The organism is Vibrio hepatarius, from assembly GCF_043642085.1.
In the GTDB taxonomy this organism is placed as follows: domain Bacteria; phylum Pseudomonadota; class Gammaproteobacteria; order Enterobacterales; family Vibrionaceae; genus Vibrio; species Vibrio hepatarius_C.
Genome location: NZ_JBHZSA010000006.1, coordinates 1 through 21881 on the forward strand (window position 1 = coordinate 1; position 21881 = coordinate 21881).

Consider the following 21881-nt stretch of genomic DNA (forward strand, 5'->3'; position numbering starts at 1 on the left):
TTCCACGTTCAGTCCTCTTTGTTCCGACCAAATATCCGTTTAGGTATAAGCGTTAGCGCTTATCCGAATGGCATTAATGTCAAGGCATGGGGTTTTCTTTTGTGTCCGCTCGTGACTCTTAATCCCGAGTATCTTCTTCGATGGTCACTTGAAGGGTCTGTTCTTTCCCTTTGCGTAGAATCAAGACATCAACCACTGTTCCCGGTCGAAGCTCAGTAACTATATCCATAACGCTTTGGCGGCCATTAATCTTCTGATCGTTAATCTTTAGAATGATATCTTGCGGCTCAAAGCCTGCGTTGGCAGCCGGCCCATTAGGGTCCACTCCGAGTACGACGATACCGCCCAAATGTTCGCTGCCTAGTAATCGAGAGGTGACCGAATTAATATCTTGGCCATCAATACCAATGTAGCCACGAATCACACGTCCATCAGCAATGATTTTTTGCATGATTTTGTTGGCAAGCGCGTAGGGAATGGCAAATGAAATTCCATAAGTTTCAAGCTCAGTCGCTTGCTGGAATGACGCCGTATTGATACCGACCAGTTCACCACGGGTATTGACTAAGGCGCCTCCAGAGTTACCTTCATTGATGGCTGCGTCTGTTTGAATAAAGGCTTGGTGACCATCTGCACTGATCGAGGAGCGACCGGTGGCTGAGATAATACCGAAGGTAGTGGTTTGCCCTAGGTTGTATGGGTTACCAATGGCTAAAACGACATCGCCAACAATAGGGGAATAGTCAGGGTTGAGCGGGATAACAGGTAGGTTATCTCCCTCAACACGTAATATTGCGATATCTGTGCGACGATCTTTACCGACCAACTGAGCAGCGGCAACTCGACCATCTTGTAGCGCAACAATGATTTGGTCAGCTTGAGCCACTACGTGGTAGTTGGTAATGATGTAGCCCTTCTCACTAACAATCACCCCTGAACCTAAGCCTTGGGTAAGCAGCTTAGAGCGATCATTCTCAGTGTATTTTCGGCTATAGATGTTAACCACGGCAGGGGCGGCTTTACGCACTGCCTTATTAAACGAAATCTGCGATAAGTTATCGATGCTGCGATCTTCGGGCACATCTTGGGGAAGAATATTAGTGCGTAGAGAGGGCACGGCTACTAACAACAGAGCTGCTGTCGCTATACCTAAGCCAACAGAACGCAATAAAAACTGCAGCATGCTTTCCTCGTCATGGTTATAAAAGGGATAAGTTGGTGAAGAATAGCACTAGATGAGAAAATAATAAAAGGACAGCCGCTTATGCAGCTGTCGTTTCGAGGTTGTATCGCATTTTGTGTTGAGGTGGGGCTAGCGAATGACTAGGTAAATGCTGCGATCGCCACGTTGGATATTAAGTGCGAGTACACCTGATTGTTTTTCGACGATTTTTCTAAAATCAGCGAGGTTTTTCACTCTTTGACGGTTAACGCCAATAATGATGTCGCCCTCTAGGAGCTGGTATGCTTCTGCTTGAGAGCCTGCTTCTACAGACGTGACCTTAACTCCTTTAACCTTATCTGAGCTATTGGTATTGCTTAACTGAGCACCAGATAACCCTTCATGCAGTTTATCTGCGGTCGTCTTGACACTCGCTTGCTCACCTAAGGTAACGTCGAAAGACTTCTCCTTGCCGTCACGGACTAGACCTAAAGTGATTTTCTTACCTGCGCCCAAGGTGGCGACCTTAGCCCGTAATTCACTAAACGAGTTAATCGCTTTGCCATTGACTGAGACAATAACGTCGCCCGCTTCTAACCCCGCTTTATCTGCGGCGCTGTCAGGCACAACTTGGCTAACAAATGCCCCTTTGCTCGACTCAAAGCCAAGTGCTTCAGCAAGCTCTGAGGTGATTTCACCGCCTTGAACACCAAGCATACCTCGCTTCACTTCGCCAAACTCAAGAATCTGCCCAGTGAGATTAGTCATCATATTGGAAGGAATGGCGAAACCAATACCCACATTACCGCCATTTGGTCCTAAAATAGCGGTATTAATACCAATCAGTTCTCCGTTAAGGTTGACCAAAGCACCACCTGAGTTGCCGCTGTTAATCGCCGCGTCGGTTTGAATAAAGTTCTCGAAATTCTCAAGGTTTAAGCCACTTCGGCCCAAAGCGGAAACAATACCCGAGGTGACGGTTTGGCCTAAGCCAAATGGGTTACCAATTGCGACAGTGAAGTCACCGACACGCAAGTTGTCGGAGTCAGCGATTTTAATCTCGGTCAGATTCTTGGCTTTCTCCAGTTTGAGTAACGCCACATCAGACATTTGATCGCCGCCAACCAGTTCTGCGTCGTATTCACGGCCATCATGCAATTTGACGCGAATTTTTTCTGCACCATTAATCACATGGTAGTTGGTGATGATATGGCCTTTTTGGGCATCAATAATCACGCCAGAACCAAGTCCTCTAAATGGACGTTCTTGTCGCTGTTCCGCGGGAAAGTCTGGACCAAAGAAGAAGCGAAATTGATCGGGAATCTGTTGCTTCGAAACTTGAGTGCCTTCAACGGAGATGCTGACGACTGCAGGGGTTACTCGCTCTAGCATTGGCGCTAGGCTTGGTAATTGTTCACCACCAACAGACAAAGGCAGTGCTGCCGTTGCTTGAATTGGTGTGATGATTGAACTTAGGCTTAAAGATAGAAGAGTTACTGCAAGCAAAGGTTTTTTCATCGGATACTCCTAGTTGATTAAGGACACTCTCTTAAACTGATACGTAGAATAAGAATTCAATGGCCACTGCTAGGAATATGACTCAAAAACCTTTGCAAAGTTCAGCAAAGAAATGGTTATGAAGCTTTCGCTGACACTACATCTTGAGAATCTAGGATCTCTTTCTTCTCTTCTTTCAGCAGGCCAGTTGAGCCAGACGCATAATCTTTTGGCGCTTCGTTAAGAGGTTGAATATCAGCTAGGACTTCGACACTTTCGTCGTCACTTGGCGTTTCAGATTGCTGGTTAATCTTTTTAACGAACGGGTTGTCTTGTTCTGGAATGTTAGGCAACAGCTCACTTGAGGTCTTTGCCATGTGCTGGTAAAGCTTAGTGTATTCTTTACCTAGTGAGTCTAACATTTCCGCTGATTGGGCAAAGTGGTCAGCAAGATCTTGTTTTTGCTGCTCTAATTCAAACTTCGCGGTTTCTAAATCTTTTTGGACACTTTTCTGTTTCTTATATCCAGGCGTGCTCAAACGAGAGATCACAACCCCTAAAACGGTACCGACAAGCAAACCAACGAGGGCATACATCCAAGGCATAATAGCTCCTTATCATTGTTATTTAACATGTTTTTTACTGGTTAGTTACACATGTTGTACTCACATGGTACTATGAGAGCCTTAGCCAATAAAGAAAAATGCATGTGCTCTACATAGCAGTTTCATAGTCTTCTTCATTAGGTAACGAAGCGATGACGCCACTAGATATCTATAACAACGACATAAAAGAACATGGTTTTCAGAAGGATGCAGCTCAACTTCAAGCGGTCTCAGCCCTTGATAAGCTCTATCACGAATTTCTCGAATACTTGAATACGCCAGTCGAGAAGCCAAGTGGTTGGCGGAGTTGGTTCTCCAAGAAATCTCCAGATCTACCTCAAGCGCCGAAAGGCCTCTATTTTTGGGGAGGAGTAGGGCGAGGCAAAACCTATTTAGTGGATACTTTCTTTGATTCTTTGCCTACCGAAAAGAAAATGCGTGTTCACTTCCACCGCTTTATGTACCGAGTTCACGATGAATTAAATGCTCTGGGTGATGTGAACGATCCGTTGGAGTTAGTCGCAGACAAATTTAAATCTGAAACGGAAATTATCTGTTTTGATGAGTTTTTTGTTTCTGATATTACCGATGCGATGATTTTGGGTACGTTATTTCAAGCGCTGTTCAAGCGTGGGGTGATTTTGGTCGCCACCTCTAATATCCCACCTGAAGATTTATATCGTAATGGCTTACAACGAGCGCGTTTCCTCCCGGCTATCGCCTTGATTCAAGAAAACTGCCACATACTCAATGTTGATAGTGGTATCGACTACCGACTTAGAACCTTAGAGCAAGCGGAAATATACCATTTCCCATTAGACCAACAGGCGAGTGAAAACTTGGCGCTCTACTATGAGCAACTGGTCGGTGAAGGCAAGCGCGGTGCTGAAAGTATTGATATCAACCATCGTGAGATTGCTGTTATTCAAGCGTCAGAAGATGTGCTGCATGCTACATTTGAGCAGTTATGCCAGTCAGCACGTAGCCAGAATGACTATATCGAGATGTCTCGCCTTTATCACACCGTGTTGCTGGCTGACGTTAAGCAAATGCACAGTACCATTGATGATGCAGCGCGACGCTTTATCGCACTGGTGGATGAGTTTTATGAGCGCAATGTAAAACTGATTATCTCATCGGAAGTGGCATTAGAAGAGCTTTATGCTGGTGGATTACTTGAGTTTGAGTTTAAACGTTGTCAATCGAGATTGATTGAAATGCAAAGTCATGATTATTTAGCGAAAGAGCATTTGGCGTAACTCCTCGCCAAGCCAGAGCGGGATTGAAAAAAAATGAACTTTTTCTGCGAAAAGAGGTGATTTTTTCTACTGACTTCTCTATAATCCTGCGACCCACCGTTACTGCAGACCTTATTATCGAAGGTATTTCGACATAACGGGTCGAGAGTGCCAACCACTCGAAGGGGTGTTGACTGGACTCTTAGTCAGTGGGAGCGAAAGCTCCTTAAGTGTAAATTTAATTATTGAACGGGTTATTATTAGCATGAAAACTTTCGTTGCTAAACCAGAAACTGTAAAACGCGACTGGTACGTTGTAGACGCTGAAGGTAAAACTCTTGGCCGTCTAGCAAGTGAAATTGCATCTCGCCTACGTGGCAAACACAAAGCTGAATACACTCCACACTGTGACACTGGTGATTACATCATCGTTGTTAACGCGGAGAAAGTTACTGTAACTGGTAACAAGGCTAAAGGTAAGATTTACTACCGTCACACAGAATTCCCTGGCGGCCTAAAATCAATCAGCTTCGAGAAGCTAATTGATCGCAAGCCAGAGATGGCTCTTGAACTAGCAGTAAAAGGTATGCTACCACGTGGTCCTCTTGGCCGTGCTATGTACCGTAAGCTGAAAGTTTACGCTGGCGCTGAGCACAACCATGTTGCTCAACAACCACAAGTACTAGACATCTAATCGGGGATTTCGAAAATGGCAGATAATCAATACTACGGTACTGGCCGTCGCAAAAGCTCAGCTGCACGTGTTTTTGTTAAACCAGGCAGCGGCAACATCGTAATCAACAAGCGTAGCCTTGATGAGTACTTTGGTCGTCCAACTTCTCGCATGGTTGTTAAACAGCCTCTAGAGCTAGTTGAACTAACTGAGAAACTAGACCTATACGTTACTGTTAAAGGTGGCGGTATTTCAGGTCAGGCAGGTGCGATCCGTCACGGTATCACACGTGCTCTAATGGAATACGATGAGTCTCTACGTCCTACTCTACGTGCAGCTGGTTACGTTACTCGTGACGCACGTTGCGTTGAACGTAAGAAAGTTGGTCTACGTAAAGCACGTCGTCGTCCACAGTTCTCTAAGCGTTAATCTTTTTTCGAAAAGATTCGCTTCCAATGCTTGCATTGGGATGTGGTACCAAAAGCCTGGCTTCTGCCAGGCTTTTTTGTTTTCCCCTCAAAAAAATCTCCTATCCGACACATACTTAGTGTTTGAGTTATCCTACTTCATCTCCTTTTGTGACCTCACTGGCGATTCACCTCACAAATGTTACAAAAAGGTAGCTTTATCTTGTCAAAAAGTAGGGTTTTATTTATCATTTGCCGTCAAATAAATACAACTAAATTCGTATTTTGTTAGCCATGCTCTTTAAGCGGAATAACAATAATCCACAAGGAGCAAATGGGAGAATGTTTGGATGAGCAATGCGCCTTTAAATAACGGTCGCAGACGTTTCTTAACCGCTACAACAGCTGTTGTTGGTGGTCTAGGAGCAGCTGCAGTCGCCGTTCCTTTTATTAAATCTTGGAACCCAAGTGAAAAAGCCAAAGCTGCGGGTGCCCCTGTTGAAGTTGATATCGGTAAACTTGAAGAAGGGCAGATGGTTCGTGTCGAGTGGCGTGGTAAACCTGTATGGGTTGTACGTCGTGCACAAACTGTCGTAGACGGGCTTAAAGCGATCGATGGTCAATTACGTGACCCTTCATCAGGAGAAGAACAACAACCGACTTATGCTCAGAATGCTTACCGCTCAATTAAGCCAGAGTACTTTGTCGCTGTTGGTATTTGTACACACCTTGGTTGTTCTCCAACCTATCTACCTGACAGTTTTAATGAACAAGTTCAGGGTGTGAAGTCAGGTTTCTTCTGTCCATGTCATGGTTCTAAATTCGACATGGCAGGCCGTGTATTCCAGGGCGTTCCTGCGCCACTGAACCTAGTTGTTCCAAAACACATGTATTTAAGCGATACGAAAATCCTTATCGGTGTTGACGAAGAAGGGGAGGCATAATGCAAGCTCTACTTGATTGGGTAGAAAAACGCATACCCGCAATGAATGCGTACAAGAAGCACCTTTCTGAGTATCCGATGCCAAAGAACTTTAACTTTTGGTATCTATTTGGCTCACTAGCGATGCTTGTCTTGGTTAACCAGATCCTAACGGGTATTTGGTTAACGATGAACTACGTACCATCAGGTGATGGTGCATTCGCTTCAATCGAATACATCATGCGTGATGTAGAGTACGGTTGGTTACTGCGTTACATGCACTCGACAGGCGCTTCTGCGTTCTTCGTCGTGGTTTATCTGCACATGTTCCGTGGCCTTATCTACGGTTCATACCAGAAGCCTCGTGAGCTACTGTGGATCTTCGGTATGCTTATCTTCCTTGTGTTGATGGCTGAAGCCTTCATGGGCTACCTACTTCCATGGGGCCAGATGTCTTACTGGGGTGCTCAGGTAATCATCTCTCTCTTCGGTGCTATTCCTGTTATTGGTGATGACCTAACACTATGGATCCGTGGTGACTACGTTATCTCCGGTGCGACGCTAAACCGTTTCTTTGCTCTACACGTTATCGCGCTACCAATCGTACTTCTGCTGCTTATCGTTCTACACGTACTAGCACTACACGAAGTGGGTTCAAACAACCCAGATGGTATCGAAACCAAGCTTCCTAAAGGTACAATGGGCGACGACTACAAGACTCAGTTCCCATTCCACAAGGATTACACTAAGAAGTACGACATTATCGACTCTATTCCTTTCCACCCGTACGGGACGGTGAAAGATATGGTCGGTGTTGCCGGTTTCCTATTCTTGTTCTGTTACGTGCTGTTCTTTAACCCAGAAATGGGGGGATACTTCCTTGAGCCGCCTAACTTTGAAGCTGCAAACCCACTGAAAACACCTGAGCACATTGCTCCTGTATGGTACTTCACTCCGTTCTACGCGATCCTTCGTGCGGTTCCGGACAAGCTACTAGGTGTTATCGCGATGGGGGCATCGATTGCGGTTCTATTTGTTCTACCTTGGCTAGACCGTTGTCGCGTACGTTCTTACCGCTACCGCAGTAAGTTCCATTTATTCAATATCATCCAATTCACGATCAGCTTTATTGCGTTAGGTATTCTTGGTGCGCTTCCAGCAACACCAACATACACGCTGCTAGCTCAGATCTTCAGCTTAGCCTACTTCATGTTCTTCGTGCTGCTGTACTTCTACAGTAAGAACGAAGCGACTAAGCCACTACCAGAAAGGGTGACATTCAAATGAAAAAATGGATTGTAATTTTATTTGCAATGCTGCCTTCATTGGCAATGGCAGCGGGTGCGAACGTACCACTTGATAAAGCAAACAACGACCTGAGTGATCAAGCGTCACTGCAAAACGGTGCGAAACTGTTTATGAACTACTGTTTCGCCTGTCACTCAACTCAGTACCAACGTTACGAGCGTGTTGCTCGTGACATTGGTATCCCAGTTGACTTGCTAAAAGAAAACCTAATCTTTGACCCAGAAGCGAAAGTGGGCGACTTGATGGAAAACGCGATTCCTGACAAGTCTGCAGCGAAATGGTTTGGTGCTCCACCACCAGATCTAACGCTGGTAGCTCGAGTTCGTGGTACAGACTGGCTATACACTTACCTACGTTCTTTCTATGAGGATCCAAGCCGTCCATTTGGCGTAAACAACATTGTTTTCCCAAGTGTTGGTATGCCTCATGTTCTAGAAGAGCTACAAGGCATTCCTAAGCCAATCTTCGAAACGCACGTTGTTGACGGTAAAGAAGTGACTAAGGTTGTTGCTGTTGAGTCTGACGGTACGGGTGAACTAAACACCGAAGAATACGACAACGCAGTTCGCGACCTAGTGAACTTCCTTGAGTACTCAGGTGACCCAGTTAAGCTAGAGCGTCATGCACTAGGTTGGTGGGTAATGGGCTTCTTAGTTATCTTCACTATCGTTGTTGTGCTACTGAAGAAAGAGTATTGGCGTGATGTGCACTAATTGTGCTATCATACTGTGCTAATTCCCAATTTTTGAACTTAACAATGGAGGCTTAGCCTCCATTGTTTTTATATTTGTAAGTGTGCTGGAGGGCTCCATGGCTGTAGCTGCCAATAAACGTTCTGTGATGACTCTATTCTCAAGTGCATCTGATATGTATAGCCATCAGGTACGTATTGTTCTAGCGGAGAAAGGTGTAAGTGTTGAAGTTGAACTAGTAGATGAAGCAAATCTACCAGCTGAACTTATTGAACTTAACCCGTACAAGACAGTTCCAACATTAGTTGACCGTGAGCTTGCGCTTTACGATTCAAAGATCATCATGGAATACCTAGATGAGCGTTTTCCTCATCCACCATTGATGCCTGTATACCCGGTTGCTCGTGGTAACAGCCGTTTAATGATCTACCGTATCGAGAAAAACTGGTACACGCTTGCTGAAAAAGTCGTTAAAGGCAACGCTGAAGAAGCGGAAGCTGCGCGTAACAAACTACGTAACGACCTTCTAACTCTTGGTCCTGTATTCGCAGAATACGAATACTTCATGAGTGAAGAGTTCAGCCTAATTGACTGCTATTTAGCACCGTTACTATGGCGCCTACCACAGCTTGGTATTGAGCTAGTTGGCCCAGGTTCTAAAGAGCTAAAAGTTTACATGAACCGCGTATTTGAGCGTGATTCATTCCTAGCTTCTCTAACTGAAGCTGAACGTGAAATGCGTCTAACTCGTTAATCGGCGAGAAGATGGATATTGCAAACATGACACCACGCCGACCATATATGCTACGTGCATTTTATGATTGGCTGGTGGACAATGACTTAACACCACACTTAGTTGTGGCGGCAGATCTTCCAGGGGTACGTGTACCGCTAGAGTTTGTCCAAGATGGTCAAATCATTCTTAATATCGCACCAAGAGCGGTAGGAAATCTAGAGCTAGGCAACGAAGCGATTACTTTCAGTGCTCGTTTTAGTGGTCGTCCACATTCCGTTATCGTTCCACTGTATGCTGTTCAAGCGATTTATGCGCGTGAGAATGGTGCTGGCACAATGTTTGAGCCAGAAGATGCATACATGGGTGAATATGAAGAAGAGGGTATCTTCGAAGAGGAAATGGCAACAGAAGAGTCACCTTTATCTGTTGCCACTGAATCTGAAGAGCTTGAGGCTTCTGAAGTGACCGATGGTGGTGACGATGAGCCACCAAGACCAAAAGGTCGCCCAAGCTTAAGAGTCGTCAAATAATAAAAAAGCAGCGTATCACGCTGCTTTTTTGTATCTCAATTAGCTGATTTTAGCTTTCGCTTTCACCGGAATGAAATGCTCGCACCACTTGTTTAACGCCCGAGATATTTCTCGCGACATCAGTGGCAATATCAGCATGTTGCTGTGAAACGTAACCAAGTAAGAACACTTCTCTATCTTCGGTAATCACTTTGATCTTCACGCCACTCAAATCAGAGTTAGCCAGCAGTGCCGATTTCACCTTAGTGGTGATCCAGCTATCGTGACTAATTTCGCCCATAGATAAAGGCTGCTTAACTCTAAGTTGGTTGTGAACGTTATTCACCCCTTTGATTTTACGCGTCTGGGACTCTAAATCACGCTTGAGCGCTTCTGTATTGGCTTGTCCCACTAAAATCACAGTGCCATCATATGAGCTGGCAGTCACGCGAGCATTGCCGCGGAATGGGGCTTTATTGCCAATACCGGCGACTTCAAACTCTATGTTGTTATCGTTCCAAATTTCTTGAGTGGTTCTAGGGTCGATAACAATGCTTGCCGTCGTTGCAGCTCCCGCAACAAACAAGCCTGCACAGCCTGTTGTGGAGAGGATAAACAGTGATAACAATAAAGCCTTAATTGAATGCATAGCTTACTCTTCGTGCGCTGGGAATAGTACTTGGTCGATAAGATCGCACAAGCAATGCAGCGTCACCATATGAACTTCATGAATTCTTGCTGTTCTGTGAGAAGGAATACGGATTTCTACATCATGCTCACCGAGTAAGCCGGCCATTTCACCACCGTCTTTACCTGTGAGTGCAATGATGGTCATATCACGCGTTACTGCCGCTTCCATGGCTTTGATAATGTTCTTACTGTTACCGCTAGTAGAGATCGCCAGCAAAATATCGCCTGGTTGACCAAAGGCACGTACCTGCTTAGAGAAAATCTCTTCATAGTGGTAGTCATTTGCGACGGCAGTCAAGGTTGTATTGTCCGCCGTAAGAGCCATACCAGGTAGGCTAGGACGCTCAGTTTCAAAACGGTTAAGAAGACAGGAAACAAATTGTTGCGCGTTTGAAGAAGAGCCACCGTTGCCACAGCAGAGGATTTTATTGCCATTCAATAGACTAGCGACCATCGCTTGTGCTGCATGGGTAATGGCATCTGGAAGCGCCTCTGCAGCGGCGATTTGGATCTGAATACTTTCTGTAAAGCTGTCTTTAATGCTATCGAGCATTGTTTATCCTTGAGTTATTGCGTTTCTTATCCACTCGATTTGCTCACCGTTTTGGTGAATGGCGACTAAATCAAAGCGAAAATCAGTTGAATAGACGGACAAGCCATTTTTCATTAGCCATACATTGGCCGTTCTAATTAGCTTTTGTATTTTTGAGCGAGTGACAGTCTCAGCCGCATGACCAAAAGCTTGGCTCTTTCGGTAGCGCACCTCAACAAAAACAATGCTGCTTTTGTCTCGCATGATGAGGTCGAGCTCTCCACCTTTAGCAAGGAAGTTTCGCTCAATTAGCGTTAAGCCGCAACTGATAAGATACTTTTCAGCAACGGCTTCATAGTGTTGACCGCTGGCGCGCTTAGTCGTTGGCACCGTGTTCAGCCCAGCTGATTTCACGTTGTACGATACAGTTCTCGTCAATGCTTAGCGTACCAGTATTGCCATCAATGGTGTAGTCAGTGACCACTTTCATTTGCGGCAAATGTTCCATTAGTCGGTAAGCATCCATACCCAGCGCTTGGAGACGTTTTTCAGCATTTGAGTCTTTAGGCCATAGCTGATCCATTTGCGCTTTTAGCGCGGCATCTGGATGAATGAGCAATGGAATATCGCTATACATTACGCCAGATAGATCTTCGTACTGGTGGCGACCACTGTTACTACGTGAGTTGGAGTACAGCTTTGGTGGTACAGTGTCTGGGTTAATCGCGACTTCGATAAATGGTTTAATCAAAGTTAGCTCAGCGCTGTTAGCAACAATGTAAACGGAATCAATGTCGCGACGGCTACGTGGCTGGCTTTCAAGTGGCGTGCTCAGTAGAGACTCCATTTGAGCAATGTTTTGTTGGCTTGCTTGTAGGCCAAATACATTGTTGATGTCACGCTGAAGTTGGCGTTTGTCGCCAAACAAGCTTACCGCAACTTTGTTGTCACTGTATTTTTTCCACTCTTGCTCAAAAGCTTCAACGACGCGAGGACCTAAACGCCCTTTTGGCGCAAGGATTAGAGGGAATTGGTAGCCTTGTGCTGCTAAGTGTTTTGCTGCCTGAGCAACTTCTTGCTCAGGTGATAGGGCTAGGTAACAAACATTGGTTCCTGGCTTCACTTCATCAGGAATGTTGAGCGCTAGTGCCGAGACGTTACTGTTTGAGCTCGCAAGAGATTCTTGCAGTTGCTCAATGTTATCTTTAATCAGTGGGCCGACAACCGAGTCAATTTGCTTGTCACTGAGCGCGAGCTTTATTTCGTCAGCAGATTGTACGTTGGTATCAATGACCGTCAGTGTTGCATTTTCATCGCGCTCATCGTCATTCATCATTTCAAGAATGAAACCATCGCGGATCAGTTGTGCTTGTTTCGCAAATTTGCCTGACAGGGGTAACAGCAACGCAGTATTGACTGGCTTAGTCATTTCCAATGCCAAGATATCGACAATGCTTTGCGGTGTATAAAGTGCCGCCGGGTGGTTAGGGTTAGCCGCTAACCATTGCTCGATCTGACTTTGCAGTTCCGGTAAGTGACTGGATAGTGTTTTGGTGTAGCCAGATAGTTCAAGCCAGCCAAGCCAGACTGAATTAGTTTCTTGTGCGCGTTGCGCTTCTAACTTAGTTGCAGGAATTAGGCTAAGGTTGCGCCAAACGTTCTGCGCCAGTTGTGGCTGCTCCTGTTCTGAGGCAAATCGACTGCCTAAAGAGAGTTCTTTAGTTGCATTGTAGTCATCACCGAGAGTCGTAAACAATGAGGCGCGCAGTTGATGGTAGTTTTGCCACTGGTCATTAGCAAGCTGCCATGACGGACGGAAATTGAGTTGCGCTAGTGCATCTTGAGGCTTCTCTTGAGCGATCAGTAACTCGGAACGGGCCAGTTGCCACTCCGCTTGCTGCATGTCACTAAGCGACTGGCGAGCAAGACGCTTGATGAGTAGCTCTGCTTGAGCAACATCTCCGTTGTCTACTGCAGATTTCAGCGCCATGACCAACCAATCATTTTGCAAACTACCAGTGCTGCTATCTGCTCGCATCAAATAGGTCTGAGTTGGTTGGTTTGGATCCAAAGTAATATCGACGCTTTGCGGTGTCTTAGGGGCAGAAGAACACGCCGCCAATGCGACAGCGAGTGCTACAGGAGTCAATAAGCGTGTTACACTGAGACGCTTGTGGTTATTCTTGGCCATGAGTTCTTTACTAATTCCGTATAAAATTGTGTCTATATTAATCGTTGAAGTGATGGTAAACAAATGACAGATAACAAAACCTTACCAACAGAGGTTCCAACTCTCTATATCGTACCTACGCCAATTGGCAATTTAGGTGATATTACTCAACGAGCGATAGAAGTTCTATCTACAGTCGATCTTATTGCCGCTGAAGATACACGACATACAGGTAAGTTGTTGTCTCACTTCTGTATTCAGACTAAAACTTTTGCTCTTCATGATCATAATGAACAACAAAAAGCGCAAGTGCTAGTCGACAAATTGTTAGCGGGGCACTCAATTGCACTCGTTTCTGACGCTGGAACCCCATTAATAAGTGATCCAGGATACCATCTTGTCAATCAATGTCGTCAAGCAGGCGTCAAAGTTGTCCCATTACCGGGGGCGTGTGCGGTGATCACTGCGTTGAGTGCCTCTGGCCTACCATCCGATCGCTTTAGCTTTGAAGGCTTTCTGCCTGCGAAAAGCAAAGGCCGTAAAGATAAGTTTCTAGAAATTGCAAAGGCAGAGCGTACTTGTGTGTTTTACGAGTCACCTCACCGTATTCTTGACTCGCTTGATGACATGTTAGAGATTCTTGGGGCAGAGCGTGAAGTGGTACTTGCCCGCGAACTAACCAAAACGTTTGAAACCATTCAAGGGATGCCACTCGGCGAGCTTATTGAGTGGGTTAAGTCAGACTCTAACCAACAGCGTGGCGAAATGGCGTTGTTGATTCATGGCTATCGCGCTGAAGCGGACGATACCTTGCCAGAGGAAGTGACGCGCACTTTAACTATTTTAACTAAAGAGTTACCACTGAAAAAAGCCGCAGCGATGACAGCAGAGATCTACAATCTGAAAAAGAATGCGCTCTACAAATGGGGTTTGGATAATCTGGACTAAGCAGTTCGAGGAAATGACAATCGAGTTTGATAACTACTTGTCACTTCATATCGTCATCCTCAAGAGTGAGGTACGAACGAGTTGGGGATCTCTATTTTGGTTAGAGATTCCCTACTCATTCCTTCGTCGTTCTATGGCATGACCAATTATAGATAATTAACTGCACGTTTTTTGTCCAGTTAACACCCTCATTGCATCATATCTGTGATCTCGCTAGACACTTAGCTGATAACTCTATACAATCCGCCCTCGGAGCTGACTGGGTAGTCGCTGCTTTGTTGATGTCCTTCGGGAGACTGACGTTGAGGTCCTTTTAGGAGACTGACGTTGACGTCCTTCGGGAGACTGACAAGGGGGAGGAAAGTCCGGGCTTCATAGAGCAAGGTGCCAGGTAACGCCTGGGGGGCGCAAGCCCACGACAAGTGCAGCAGAGAGAAGACCGCCGATGGCCCTAGGGCACAGGTAAGGGTGAAAGGGTGCGGTAAGAGCGCACCGGACGACTAGTAATAGTTCGTAGCAGGGTAAACTCCACCTGAAGCAAGACCAAATAGGCCTCCACATTGCGTTGCTCGCGTAAGGAGGCGGGTAGGTTGCTCGAGCCAGTGAGTGATTGCTGGCCTAGACGAATGGCTACCGCCGCGCAAGCGGAACAGAACCCGGCTTATGTGTCGGCTCCACCTATTCGAGACCCATCGTAACTTTATTGTTATGATGGGTTTTTTGCTTTTAATTGACCTAATTTATTTTCTAACGATTAAACTTGGCGCAAAATCACGTGTTCTCTCACGCTAGAGGTGGCGATAAGCCGCTAAATCAGTACACTGGAGAGTCAGAATTCGTCAATGCGTCAGCTACATGAGATAACTATGACCGAAGCATTTAAACACATATCCGTACTTTTACATGAATCTATCGATGGTTTAGCGATTAAACCTGATGGCATCTACATAGACGGAACATTCGGTCGTGGTGGTCATAGCCGCACGATTCTATCTAAATTAGGTGACAACGGTCGTCTTTACAGTATTGACCGTGACCCTCAAGCGATCGCAGAAGCGGGTAAAATTGATGACCCTCGCTTTACTATTATTCATGGTCCTTTCTCTGGTATGGCGCAATATGCGGCAGAGTATGGCCTTGTCGGTAAAGTTGATGGCGTACTACTTGACCTTGGCGTGTCCTCTCCTCAGCTAGATGATGCAGAGCGAGGCTTTAGCTTTATGAAAGATGGTCCACTAGATATGCGTATGGATCCGACATCAGGAATCCCGGTCTCTCAATGGCTAATGGAAGCTGACCTTGATGATATTACCTGGGTTATCCGTGAGTTTGGTGAAGACAAACACGCTCGTCGAATTGCTAAAGCGATTGTTGCTTACCGTGAGAATGAAGAAAACGAACCAATGACACGTACAGGTCAATTGGCGAAGTTAATCTCAGAAGCCGCGCCGAAAAGCTTTAAAGAGAAAAAACACCCAGCAACGCGTTCTTTCCAAGCTTTCCGTATCTACATCAACAGTGAGCTAGAAGAGATTGATACCGCACTAAAAGGCGCAGCGAGCATTTTAGCGCCTGAAGGTCGTTTGTCTGTGATCAGTTTCCACTCATTAGAAGATCGTATGGTGAAGCGATTTATTCGTAAAGAGAGCAAAGGTCCTGAAGTACCTCATGGTATTCCTATGACGGAAGATCAGATCAAAGCCCTTGGTAGTGCCAATCTAAAGCCTGTTGGTAAAGCGATCAAACCATCGAAACAAGAAGTTGAAGAGAACGCTCGCTCGCGCAGTTCTGTTCTGCGTATTGCTGAGAAACTTTAACCTGCAATGAGTAAGTCGTCTCCAAACCTAGCTAAATTAATTGCGCTCGACATTGTTAGTGTTGGGCGCGTGCCACTTGTGTTACTGGTACTGATTTTTGCTAGTGCAATGGGCGTCGTATTTACTACTCACCACACTCGTCAAGCGATCACCGAGAAAGACCAAACCATGGTCGAGCGCGAAAGATTAGACAATGAGTGGCGTAACTTACTGTTAGAAGAGACCGCCTTGGCTGAACATAGCCGTGTTCAGGCGGTGGCCAAAAAAGAACTGGACATGAAACGTCCAGACTCAGACAAAGAAGTCATCATTAATCTCCCATGAGCAAAAAAGTAAAACCAGCAGAAGCTAAATCAGACAATCAGCCAGCGACACTTATTCGTTGGCGTTTCTATCTTGTTCTTTTCTTTGTGTTCTGCGCGTTTGCTGCACTGTGTGGCCGTATTGCTTATATCCAAATTATTGAGCCTGATAACCTGATCAAACAGGGCGATATGCGCTCGATTCGCGCTAAGACTTTGCACTCGGCGCGAGGAATTATTTCAGATCGTAATGGCGAGCCTTTGGCTGTGAGTGTTCCTGTTGAAGCGGTATGGGCCGATCCGGCGACTATTTTTAAAGAAGGTGGCCTTGAAGACATTAACCGCTGGTATGCGCTTGCCGATGTATTGGGGCTTAAGCGTCAAGGTATGGTTGATAAGATCAACCGCAACAAGACCAAGCGCTTTATTTATCTGCAACGTCAAGTCAGCCCTGCGATGGCACACTATATCCGTGAGCTGAAGTTAGCTGGTGTTGGTCTAAAAGCTGAATCAAGACGTTATTACCCTGCTGGTGAAGTTAGTGCCCACTTAGTCGGTGTGACCGGTATTGATGGTCATGGCCTGGAAGGTGTTGAGCGTAGCTATGACAAATGGTTAACGGGTGAGGCGGGTAAACGCATCATTCGTAAAGACCGTTATGGTCGTGTGGTAGAAAACATCTCTTTAGAAGAGCGTGAAGAAGGCAAACCGCTCGAACTGACTATCGATCAGCGCATTCAGGCGATCGCTTATCGTGCGATTAAACAGGCGGTGGCTGACTTCCGTGCAACTTCCGGCTCGGCGGTTATCCTAGATGTGAAAACTGGCGCGGTATTGGCGATGGTTAATGCGCCATCTTATAACCCGAATAATCGCTCAGACCTTCAATCGGCTAAAATGCGAAACCGTGTTATTACTGACGCGTTTGAACCAGGGTCAACGATAAAGCCTTTTGTTGTTCTTGCTGCACTTGAAAATGGCGTCGCCGATGAAAACACTATAATTGATACTGGCAACGGCATTATGCAGATCGGTGGCAGTCGCGTACGAGACACGTCTAAGGTGGGTAAAGCCAATCTTCAAACCATTCTTAAAAAGTCGAGTAATATCGGTGTCGCTAAGCTAGCTTTGGATATGCCGCTTGAAGCGCTACTCGGTATGTATAGCTCAGTCGGTTTTGGTGAAGTATCTGGCTTAAACCTAGTGGGTGAAACGCAAGGTATTTTCCCTAACCGCCGTCGTTGGTCAAAATTTGAAATAGCCACGCTATCATTTGGTTATGGTTTGACCATTACCCCTCTTCAACTCGCCCACGCCTATGCAACTCTAGGCAATTTAGGTGAGTATCAACCGATCCATATTATTGAAAACAACCAGCAGAACCTCGCTAAGCAAGTGATTGATCACGATAACGCTCGTAAGGTGCTTGATATGCTTGAAACCGTGACTCAGCCCGGTGGTACTGCAACTAGAGCGGCCGTTCCTGGCTATCGAGTGGCGGCGAAAACGGGTACCTCACGTAAAGCGATTGCGGGTGGCTATGGTGATGAATATTTTGCCTATACCGCGGGTGTTGCGCCAGCGAGCGAGCCAAGGGTCGCTTTAGTTGTCGTAATTAATGAACCGCAAGGTGACAGCTACTACGGTGGTTTAGTGGCTGGTCCTGTATTTTCAGAAATATTAAAAGGGACGCTGCAGATTTTGAATGTAGCGCCTGATGAAAATCGATTTAAACAAGATTAAGTGAGTTTACTATGTCCAAGGAACTGACCTTAGCAGCACTGCTCTCTTCATGGCTGGATATCTCTACTGATAAGAGCGCTAATATTGTCGTTAAGCACCTTGAGCTTGATAGTCGCAAAGTTACGTCAGGAACAACGTTTGTTGCGATTAAAGGACACGCTGTTGATGGACGCCGTTTTATTGCTTCTGCGATTGAAAAGGGGGCCAACGCCGTTATTGCTGAAGCGTGTGAGCAACATGCAGCTGGAAACATTGAGTTTATCGGCGATGTTCCGGTTATTTATGTCGCGCAGTTGAGCGAATACCTTTCTGCTTTAGCGAGCCGTTTATACCCTTTAGATACTCACCAAGTCATCGGCGTGACGGGAACCAATGGCAAAACCACCATCACCCAGTTGATCGCGCAGTGGCTTGAGCTTGTTGGCAAGAAAGCAGCCGTGATGGGCACCACAGGTAATGGTTTCTTAGACAACCTACAACCTGCTGCTAATACCACAGGTAACGCGATCGAAATTCAACAGACCTTGCATCAACTAGAGCAACAGTCTGCTCAGTTTACAGCTCTAGAAGTCTCTTCTCATGGTCTTGTTCAAGGTCGAGTAAAAGCACTCGACTTTGCTGTGGGTGTCTTTTCCAACTTGAGCCGTGATCACCTTGATTATCACGGTACGATGGAAGAGTACGCTGAAGCCAAATTCAGTTTATTCAGTGAGCACAATTGTCACAACGCTGTGATTAATATCGATGACCAAGTAGGTGCGTGCTGGGTAGAGCGTTTAGATAACGCGATCGCTGTTTCCCTTAAGCCGACAACGATCGAACGTGCCGTGTGGGCGAAAAGCGTTGCCTATTCAGAGTCGGGCATCACACTGTCGATTGATGGCATGTTTGGCGTAGGTGACTGCGTTGTACCACTTATCGGTGAATTCAATGCGAGCAATGTTTTGCTGGCAATGACGACCTTATTGGCGTTGGGTATCGATAAACAATTGCTTCTTGATACCGCGAGTTCTTTGAAACCGGTATTAGGTCGTATGGAACTCTTTACCGCAGAGAATAAAGCTAAGGTCGTGGTCGATTATGCGCACACACCGGATGCACTTGAGAAGGCGCTTAATGCATTGCGAGTTCATTGCCAAGGGCAGCTGTGGGCGATCTTTGGTTGTGGCGGTGATCGAGACAAAGGTAAACGTCCGATGATGGCCGAAATTGGTGAACGCTTAGCTGATCAAGTTATTTTAACCGATGATAATCCGCGCAGTGAGTCACCAGCAGAGATCGTTAAAGACATGCTTGTTGGTATGAACCAACCCAATACCGCTGTTGTTGAGCACAGTCGTTTCGATGCACTTCAATACGCCCTAGCTAATAGCCATGCAGATGACATTATCTTGCTTGCAGGCAAGGGGCATGAAGACTATCAAGTGATGGCGAATGAAACGGTTCATTACTCAGATCGTGAGTCTGCGATTCAATTGCTGGAGCAAAAAGCATGATTTCATTAATGTTAAGTCAAATCGCTGAGTCATTAGATGCTGAGCTTATCGGCAATGATAGGGTGATCAATTCAGTTTCAACGGATACGCGTAACATTGAGCAGGGGGCTCTGTTTGTCGCATTAGTCGGTGAACGATTTGATGCCCATAATTTTACTCATCAAGCGGTTGAATCAGGCGCGGGTGCACTGTTAGTCAGCAAGCCTGTTAGTGACGGTGTACCTCAGCTGTTGGTAAAAGATACCAAATTGGCGCTTGGTCAATTAGGTGCTCTCGTGCACCAGACATGTATGACTCCAACCGTGGCGATCACGGGTAGCTGCGGCAAAACCACAGTCAAAGAGATGATCGCGAGTATCATGGAGCAAAAAGGCCAGGTGCTGTTTACTGCCGGCAACTTTAACAATGAGATTGGCGTTCCGCTTACTCTACTACGTTCCACACCTGAAGATGACTTTGCGGTTATTGAGTTGGGTGCTAACCATATTGGTGAAATCGCGTATACCACACACTTGGTTCAACCTGATGTCGCTTTGGTCAACAACGTTGCGGCTGCGCACCTTGAAGGCTTTGGCTCGATGGATGGGGTGAAACAGGCTAAAGGTGAAATCTATCAAGGTCTTAAAGCAGGCTCGGTTGCGATTGTTAACCTAGATAGTAATGGTGGCGACTACTGGCAAGAAGTTCTGGCAGATAAGGTAGTGAAAACTTTCTCTCTGACAGATACCAGTGCTGATTTTACTGCCGCGGATATCTCACTGAATGAGATTGGGGAAGCGAGCTTTATGCTTAATACCCCACAGGGTGAGATTAAGGTAACGCTTGGCATCATTGGTCAACATAATGTGGCTAATGCACTTGCGGCTACAGCTTTAGCGTTAGAGCTAGGAGCAAGCCTAGAGATGATTCAATCGGGCCTTGCTTCACTCAATAAAGTGAAGGGTCGAGTTGAACTGATCGAACTTAATCAGCAGATTAAGTTAATTGATGACAGTTACAATGCCAGCGTTCCTGCGATGAAGGCTGCCGCAGATTTACTTGCAGGCTTCAAGGGCGTTCGTTGGTTAATTTTAGGCAATATGGCTGAGTTAGGCGATGAAAGTCTTGCACTTCACCGTCAAGTCGGACAACATGCTGCCCCATTCAAATTTGAATATGTGCTTACATTTGGCGCTGACGCGAAAGCGATCAGTGAAGAGTGTGGTGGCCTTCATTTTGAAGACCATCAGAGCATGATTGATTTTATTAAACAGCAGATAGAACAGCACCAAGAGCCTCAAACCTTATTGGTTAAAGGGGCGAATAGTGCTGGAATGAGCAAAGTTGCCGCTGCTGTCAAGGAGATGTACACATGATTATTTGGCTCGCGGAGCTGCTACAGCCATATTTTTCATTCTTCCGTTTATTCGAATACCTATCTTTTCGAGCGATTGTCAGTGTTCTAACTGCACTTGGTATCTCGTTGTGGATGGGGCCGATTATGATCCGTCGTCTGCAGTTACTGCAAATTGGTCAGGTAGTCCGTAACGAAGGTCCAGAATCCCATTTTAGCAAACGCGGCACCCCAACTATGGGCGGGATCATGATCCTAACTGCGATTGTTACCACGGTTTTACTTTGGACGGATTTATCCAACCCTTATGTTTGGGCTGTACTGGCAGTATTACTTGGTTACGGTGCGGTTGGTTTTGTCGACGATTATCGCAAAGTTGTGCGTAAGAACACCGATGGCTTAATTGCGCGTTGGAAGTATTTCTGGCAATCCGCCATCGCTTTAGTGGTAGCATTCGCACTATATGCTCATGGTAAAGACACGGCTGCGACTCAGCTAGTGGTGCCATTTTTCAAAGACATCATGCCTCAGCTAGGTTTGCTCTACATTGTCCTTACTTATTTCGTGATTGTTGGTACCAGTAATGCGGTAAACCTGACTGATGGCTTAGATGGCTTGGCTATTATGCCAACGGTATTGGTTTCAGCTGGCTTTGCTGCGATTGCTTGGGCAACGGGTAACGTTCAATTCGCGAACTACCTGCATATTCCATATATTCCTCAAGCGTCTGAATTAGTTGTTGTTTGTACCGCTATTGTCGGGGCAGGTTTAGGCTTCTTATGGTTTAACACCTATCCAGCGCAAGTGTTTATGGGCGATGTAGGCTCACTAGCACTGGGTGGAGCACTGGGTACGATTGCCGTTCTAGTACGTCAAGAGTTCGTACTGGTGATCATGGGTGGTGTATTTGTGATGGAAACCTTGTCAGTGATCTTACAGGTTGGTTCATACAAACTGCGCGGCCAACGTATCTTCCGTATGGCGCCAATTCACCACCATTACGAATTAAAAGGCTGGCCAGAGCCACGCGTAATTGTACGTTTCTGGATCATCTCTATCGTTCTTGTGCTTGTTGGTTTGGCAACACTGAAAGTTCGCTAA

Annotated in this window: 22 protein-coding genes and 1 other RNA gene; 16 read left to right on the forward strand and 7 right to left on the reverse strand. The window is 46.0% G+C overall.

Features of this window, described 5'->3' with window-relative positions:
* Window positions 1-118: 118 nt before the first annotated feature.
* The 3 genes from degS to zapG all read right to left on the reverse strand — a co-directional run bounded on the left by degS (window position 119) and on the right by zapG (window position 3264).
* Window positions 119-1183, reverse strand: coding sequence for an outer membrane-stress sensor serine endopeptidase DegS (gene degS / locus ACHUFZ_RS13055; protein ID WP_394127510.1), 1065 nt, complete (start codon window positions 1181-1183; stop codon window positions 119-121).
* A gap of 129 nt (window positions 1184-1312) precedes the next feature.
* A complete protein-coding gene (locus tag ACHUFZ_RS13060) occupies window positions 1313-2680 on the reverse strand; it encodes a Do family serine endopeptidase (RefSeq protein ID WP_394127511.1) in 1368 nt (455 codons plus the stop codon).
* Between the two features lie 116 nt (window positions 2681-2796).
* A complete protein-coding gene (gene zapG, locus ACHUFZ_RS13065) occupies window positions 2797-3264 on the reverse strand; it encodes a Z-ring associated protein ZapG (RefSeq protein ID WP_394127512.1) in 468 nt (155 codons plus the stop codon).
* A gap of 152 nt (window positions 3265-3416) precedes the next feature.
* Between zapG and zapE the strand changes: the two genes are divergently transcribed.
* The 8 genes from zapE (at window position 3417) to sspB (ending at window position 9770) form a co-directional block, all read left to right on the forward strand.
* Window positions 3417-4523 carry a cell division protein ZapE gene (zapE, locus tag ACHUFZ_RS13070; protein WP_394127513.1) on the forward strand — a complete coding sequence of 369 codons (1107 nt, stop codon included), beginning with the start codon at window positions 3417-3419 and terminating at the stop codon, window positions 4521-4523.
* A gap of 244 nt (window positions 4524-4767) precedes the next feature.
* Complete coding sequence (rplM, locus tag ACHUFZ_RS13075) at window positions 4768-5196, forward strand: 50S ribosomal protein L13 (RefSeq protein ID WP_004744972.1); 429 nt, start codon at window positions 4768-4770, stop codon at window positions 5194-5196.
* 15 nt (window positions 5197-5211) lie between these two features.
* A complete protein-coding gene (gene rpsI, locus ACHUFZ_RS13080; protein ID WP_004415472.1) occupies window positions 5212-5604 on the forward strand; it encodes a 30S ribosomal protein S9 in 393 nt (130 codons plus the stop codon).
* Between the two features lie 328 nt (window positions 5605-5932).
* The gene (gene petA / locus ACHUFZ_RS13085) at window positions 5933-6526 is read left to right on the forward strand and encodes a ubiquinol-cytochrome c reductase iron-sulfur subunit (RefSeq protein WP_134836477.1); all 594 of its coding nucleotides are present in this window, start codon (window positions 5933-5935) and stop codon (window positions 6524-6526) included.
* Window positions 6526-7791 (forward strand): cytochrome b, encoded by a 1266-nt coding sequence (locus ACHUFZ_RS13090; RefSeq protein ID WP_134836476.1) that lies wholly within the window; start codon window positions 6526-6528, stop codon window positions 7789-7791. Before petA ends, ACHUFZ_RS13090 begins: the two co-directional genes overlap by 1 nt.
* Window positions 7788-8525 carry a cytochrome c1 gene (locus ACHUFZ_RS13095; RefSeq protein WP_134836475.1) on the forward strand — a complete coding sequence of 246 codons (738 nt, stop codon included), beginning with the start codon at window positions 7788-7790 and terminating at the stop codon, window positions 8523-8525. Before ACHUFZ_RS13090 ends, ACHUFZ_RS13095 begins: the two co-directional genes overlap by 4 nt.
* Window positions 8526-8622: 97 nt before the next feature.
* A complete protein-coding gene (gene sspA, locus ACHUFZ_RS13100) occupies window positions 8623-9258 on the forward strand; it encodes a stringent starvation protein SspA (protein WP_053440147.1) in 636 nt (211 codons plus the stop codon).
* Between the two features lie 11 nt (window positions 9259-9269).
* Complete coding sequence (sspB, locus tag ACHUFZ_RS13105; protein WP_394127514.1) at window positions 9270-9770, forward strand: ClpXP protease specificity-enhancing factor; 501 nt, start codon at window positions 9270-9272, stop codon at window positions 9768-9770.
* Between the two features lie 49 nt (window positions 9771-9819).
* On the opposite strand, the gene ACHUFZ_RS13110 is transcribed toward sspB, so the two are convergent.
* From ACHUFZ_RS13110 to ACHUFZ_RS13125, 4 genes are read right to left on the reverse strand one after another with little or no spacing between them, the layout of a single operon-like run.
* A complete protein-coding gene (locus ACHUFZ_RS13110) occupies window positions 9820-10398 on the reverse strand; it encodes a BON domain-containing protein (protein ID WP_134836473.1) in 579 nt (192 codons plus the stop codon).
* Window positions 10399-10401: 3 nt separating this feature from the next.
* On the reverse strand, window positions 10402-10992 hold the full coding sequence (locus ACHUFZ_RS13115) for a phosphoheptose isomerase (protein ID WP_004415461.1): 591 nt from the start codon (window positions 10990-10992) through the stop codon (window positions 10402-10404).
* A 3-nt stretch (window positions 10993-10995) separates the two neighbouring features.
* A complete protein-coding gene (locus tag ACHUFZ_RS13120; RefSeq protein ID WP_394127515.1) occupies window positions 10996-11361 on the reverse strand; it encodes a YraN family protein in 366 nt (121 codons plus the stop codon).
* Window positions 11348-13162: a penicillin-binding protein activator gene (locus tag ACHUFZ_RS13125; RefSeq protein ID WP_394127516.1), complete on the reverse strand. Its 1815-nt coding sequence runs from the start codon at window positions 13160-13162 to the stop codon at window positions 11348-11350. Before ACHUFZ_RS13125 ends, ACHUFZ_RS13120 begins: the two co-directional genes overlap by 14 nt.
* 63 nt (window positions 13163-13225) lie before the next feature.
* On the opposite strand from ACHUFZ_RS13125, the gene rsmI reads away from it, so the two are divergent.
* The 8 genes from rsmI (at window position 13226) to mraY (ending at window position 21881) form a co-directional block, all read left to right on the forward strand.
* A complete protein-coding gene (rsmI, locus tag ACHUFZ_RS13130) occupies window positions 13226-14089 on the forward strand; it encodes a 16S rRNA (cytidine(1402)-2'-O)-methyltransferase (RefSeq protein WP_394127517.1) in 864 nt (287 codons plus the stop codon).
* A 251-nt stretch (window positions 14090-14340) separates the two neighbouring features.
* Window positions 14341-14769, forward strand: an RNA gene (rnpB, locus tag ACHUFZ_RS13135) — RNase P RNA component class A.
* A 186-nt stretch (window positions 14770-14955) separates the two neighbouring features.
* A complete protein-coding gene (gene rsmH / locus ACHUFZ_RS13140; protein ID WP_134836469.1) occupies window positions 14956-15906 on the forward strand; it encodes a 16S rRNA (cytosine(1402)-N(4))-methyltransferase RsmH in 951 nt (316 codons plus the stop codon).
* A gap of 6 nt (window positions 15907-15912) precedes the next feature.
* On the forward strand, window positions 15913-16230 hold the full coding sequence (gene ftsL, locus ACHUFZ_RS13145) for a cell division protein FtsL (RefSeq protein ID WP_134836468.1): 318 nt from the start codon (window positions 15913-15915) through the stop codon (window positions 16228-16230).
* Window positions 16227-17951 (forward strand): penicillin-binding transpeptidase domain-containing protein, encoded by a 1725-nt coding sequence (locus ACHUFZ_RS13150; protein ID WP_394127518.1) that lies wholly within the window; start codon window positions 16227-16229, stop codon window positions 17949-17951. Before ftsL ends, ACHUFZ_RS13150 begins: the two co-directional genes overlap by 4 nt.
* 11 nt (window positions 17952-17962) lie before the next feature.
* Window positions 17963-19447, forward strand: a complete 1485-nt coding sequence (gene murE / locus ACHUFZ_RS13155) for a UDP-N-acetylmuramoyl-L-alanyl-D-glutamate--2,6-diaminopimelate ligase (protein ID WP_394127519.1) — start codon at window positions 17963-17965, stop codon at window positions 19445-19447.
* Entirely contained in the window at window positions 19444-20802 is a 1359-nt protein-coding gene (locus tag ACHUFZ_RS13160; protein WP_394127520.1) for a UDP-N-acetylmuramoyl-tripeptide--D-alanyl-D-alanine ligase, read from the forward strand. Before murE ends, ACHUFZ_RS13160 begins: the two co-directional genes overlap by 4 nt.
* The gene (gene mraY, locus ACHUFZ_RS13165) at window positions 20799-21881 is read left to right on the forward strand and encodes a phospho-N-acetylmuramoyl-pentapeptide-transferase (protein ID WP_134836464.1); all 1083 of its coding nucleotides are present in this window, start codon (window positions 20799-20801) and stop codon (window positions 21879-21881) included. Before ACHUFZ_RS13160 ends, mraY begins: the two co-directional genes overlap by 4 nt.

What these genes read in the sequence shown, in the direction of transcription:
- rpsI (WP_004415472.1), top strand. Translation starts at nt 5,212, where the DNA reads ATGGCAGATAATCAATACTACGGTACTGGCCGTCGCAAAAGCTCAGCT.
- ACHUFZ_RS13060 (WP_394127511.1), bottom strand. Translation starts at nt 2,680, where the DNA reads ATGAAAAAACCTTTGCTTGCAGTAACTCTTCTATCTTTAAGCCTAAGT.
- degS (WP_394127510.1), bottom strand. Translation starts at nt 1,183, where the DNA reads ATGCTGCAGTTTTTATTGCGTTCTGTTGGCTTAGGTATAGCGACAGCA.
- ACHUFZ_RS13115 (WP_004415461.1), bottom strand. Translation starts at nt 10,992, where the DNA reads ATGCTCGATAGCATTAAAGACAGCTTTACAGAAAGTATTCAGATCCAA.
- ACHUFZ_RS13125 (WP_394127516.1), bottom strand. Translation starts at nt 13,162, where the DNA reads ATGGCCAAGAATAACCACAAGCGTCTCAGTGTAACACGCTTATTGACT.
- ftsL (WP_134836468.1), top strand. Translation starts at nt 15,913, where the DNA reads ATGAGTAAGTCGTCTCCAAACCTAGCTAAATTAATTGCGCTCGACATT.
- rsmI (WP_394127517.1), top strand. Translation starts at nt 13,226, where the DNA reads ATGACAGATAACAAAACCTTACCAACAGAGGTTCCAACTCTCTATATC.
- sspB (WP_394127514.1), top strand. Translation starts at nt 9,270, where the DNA reads ATGGATATTGCAAACATGACACCACGCCGACCATATATGCTACGTGCA.
- murE (WP_394127519.1), top strand. Translation starts at nt 17,963, where the DNA reads ATGTCCAAGGAACTGACCTTAGCAGCACTGCTCTCTTCATGGCTGGAT.
- rplM (WP_004744972.1), top strand. Translation starts at nt 4,768, where the DNA reads ATGAAAACTTTCGTTGCTAAACCAGAAACTGTAAAACGCGACTGGTAC.
- ACHUFZ_RS13160 (WP_394127520.1), top strand. Translation starts at nt 19,444, where the DNA reads ATGATTTCATTAATGTTAAGTCAAATCGCTGAGTCATTAGATGCTGAG.
- zapE (WP_394127513.1), top strand. Translation starts at nt 3,417, where the DNA reads ATGACGCCACTAGATATCTATAACAACGACATAAAAGAACATGGTTTT.
- ACHUFZ_RS13150 (WP_394127518.1), top strand. Translation starts at nt 16,227, where the DNA reads ATGAGCAAAAAAGTAAAACCAGCAGAAGCTAAATCAGACAATCAGCCA.
- rsmH (WP_134836469.1), top strand. Translation starts at nt 14,956, where the DNA reads ATGACCGAAGCATTTAAACACATATCCGTACTTTTACATGAATCTATC.
- zapG (WP_394127512.1), bottom strand. Translation starts at nt 3,264, where the DNA reads ATGCCTTGGATGTATGCCCTCGTTGGTTTGCTTGTCGGTACCGTTTTA.
- petA (WP_134836477.1), top strand. Translation starts at nt 5,933, where the DNA reads ATGAGCAATGCGCCTTTAAATAACGGTCGCAGACGTTTCTTAACCGCT.
- mraY (WP_134836464.1), top strand. Translation starts at nt 20,799, where the DNA reads ATGATTATTTGGCTCGCGGAGCTGCTACAGCCATATTTTTCATTCTTC.
- ACHUFZ_RS13110 (WP_134836473.1), bottom strand. Translation starts at nt 10,398, where the DNA reads ATGCATTCAATTAAGGCTTTATTGTTATCACTGTTTATCCTCTCCACA.
- ACHUFZ_RS13095 (WP_134836475.1), top strand. Translation starts at nt 7,788, where the DNA reads ATGAAAAAATGGATTGTAATTTTATTTGCAATGCTGCCTTCATTGGCA.
- ACHUFZ_RS13090 (WP_134836476.1), top strand. Translation starts at nt 6,526, where the DNA reads ATGCAAGCTCTACTTGATTGGGTAGAAAAACGCATACCCGCAATGAAT.
- sspA (WP_053440147.1), top strand. Translation starts at nt 8,623, where the DNA reads ATGGCTGTAGCTGCCAATAAACGTTCTGTGATGACTCTATTCTCAAGT.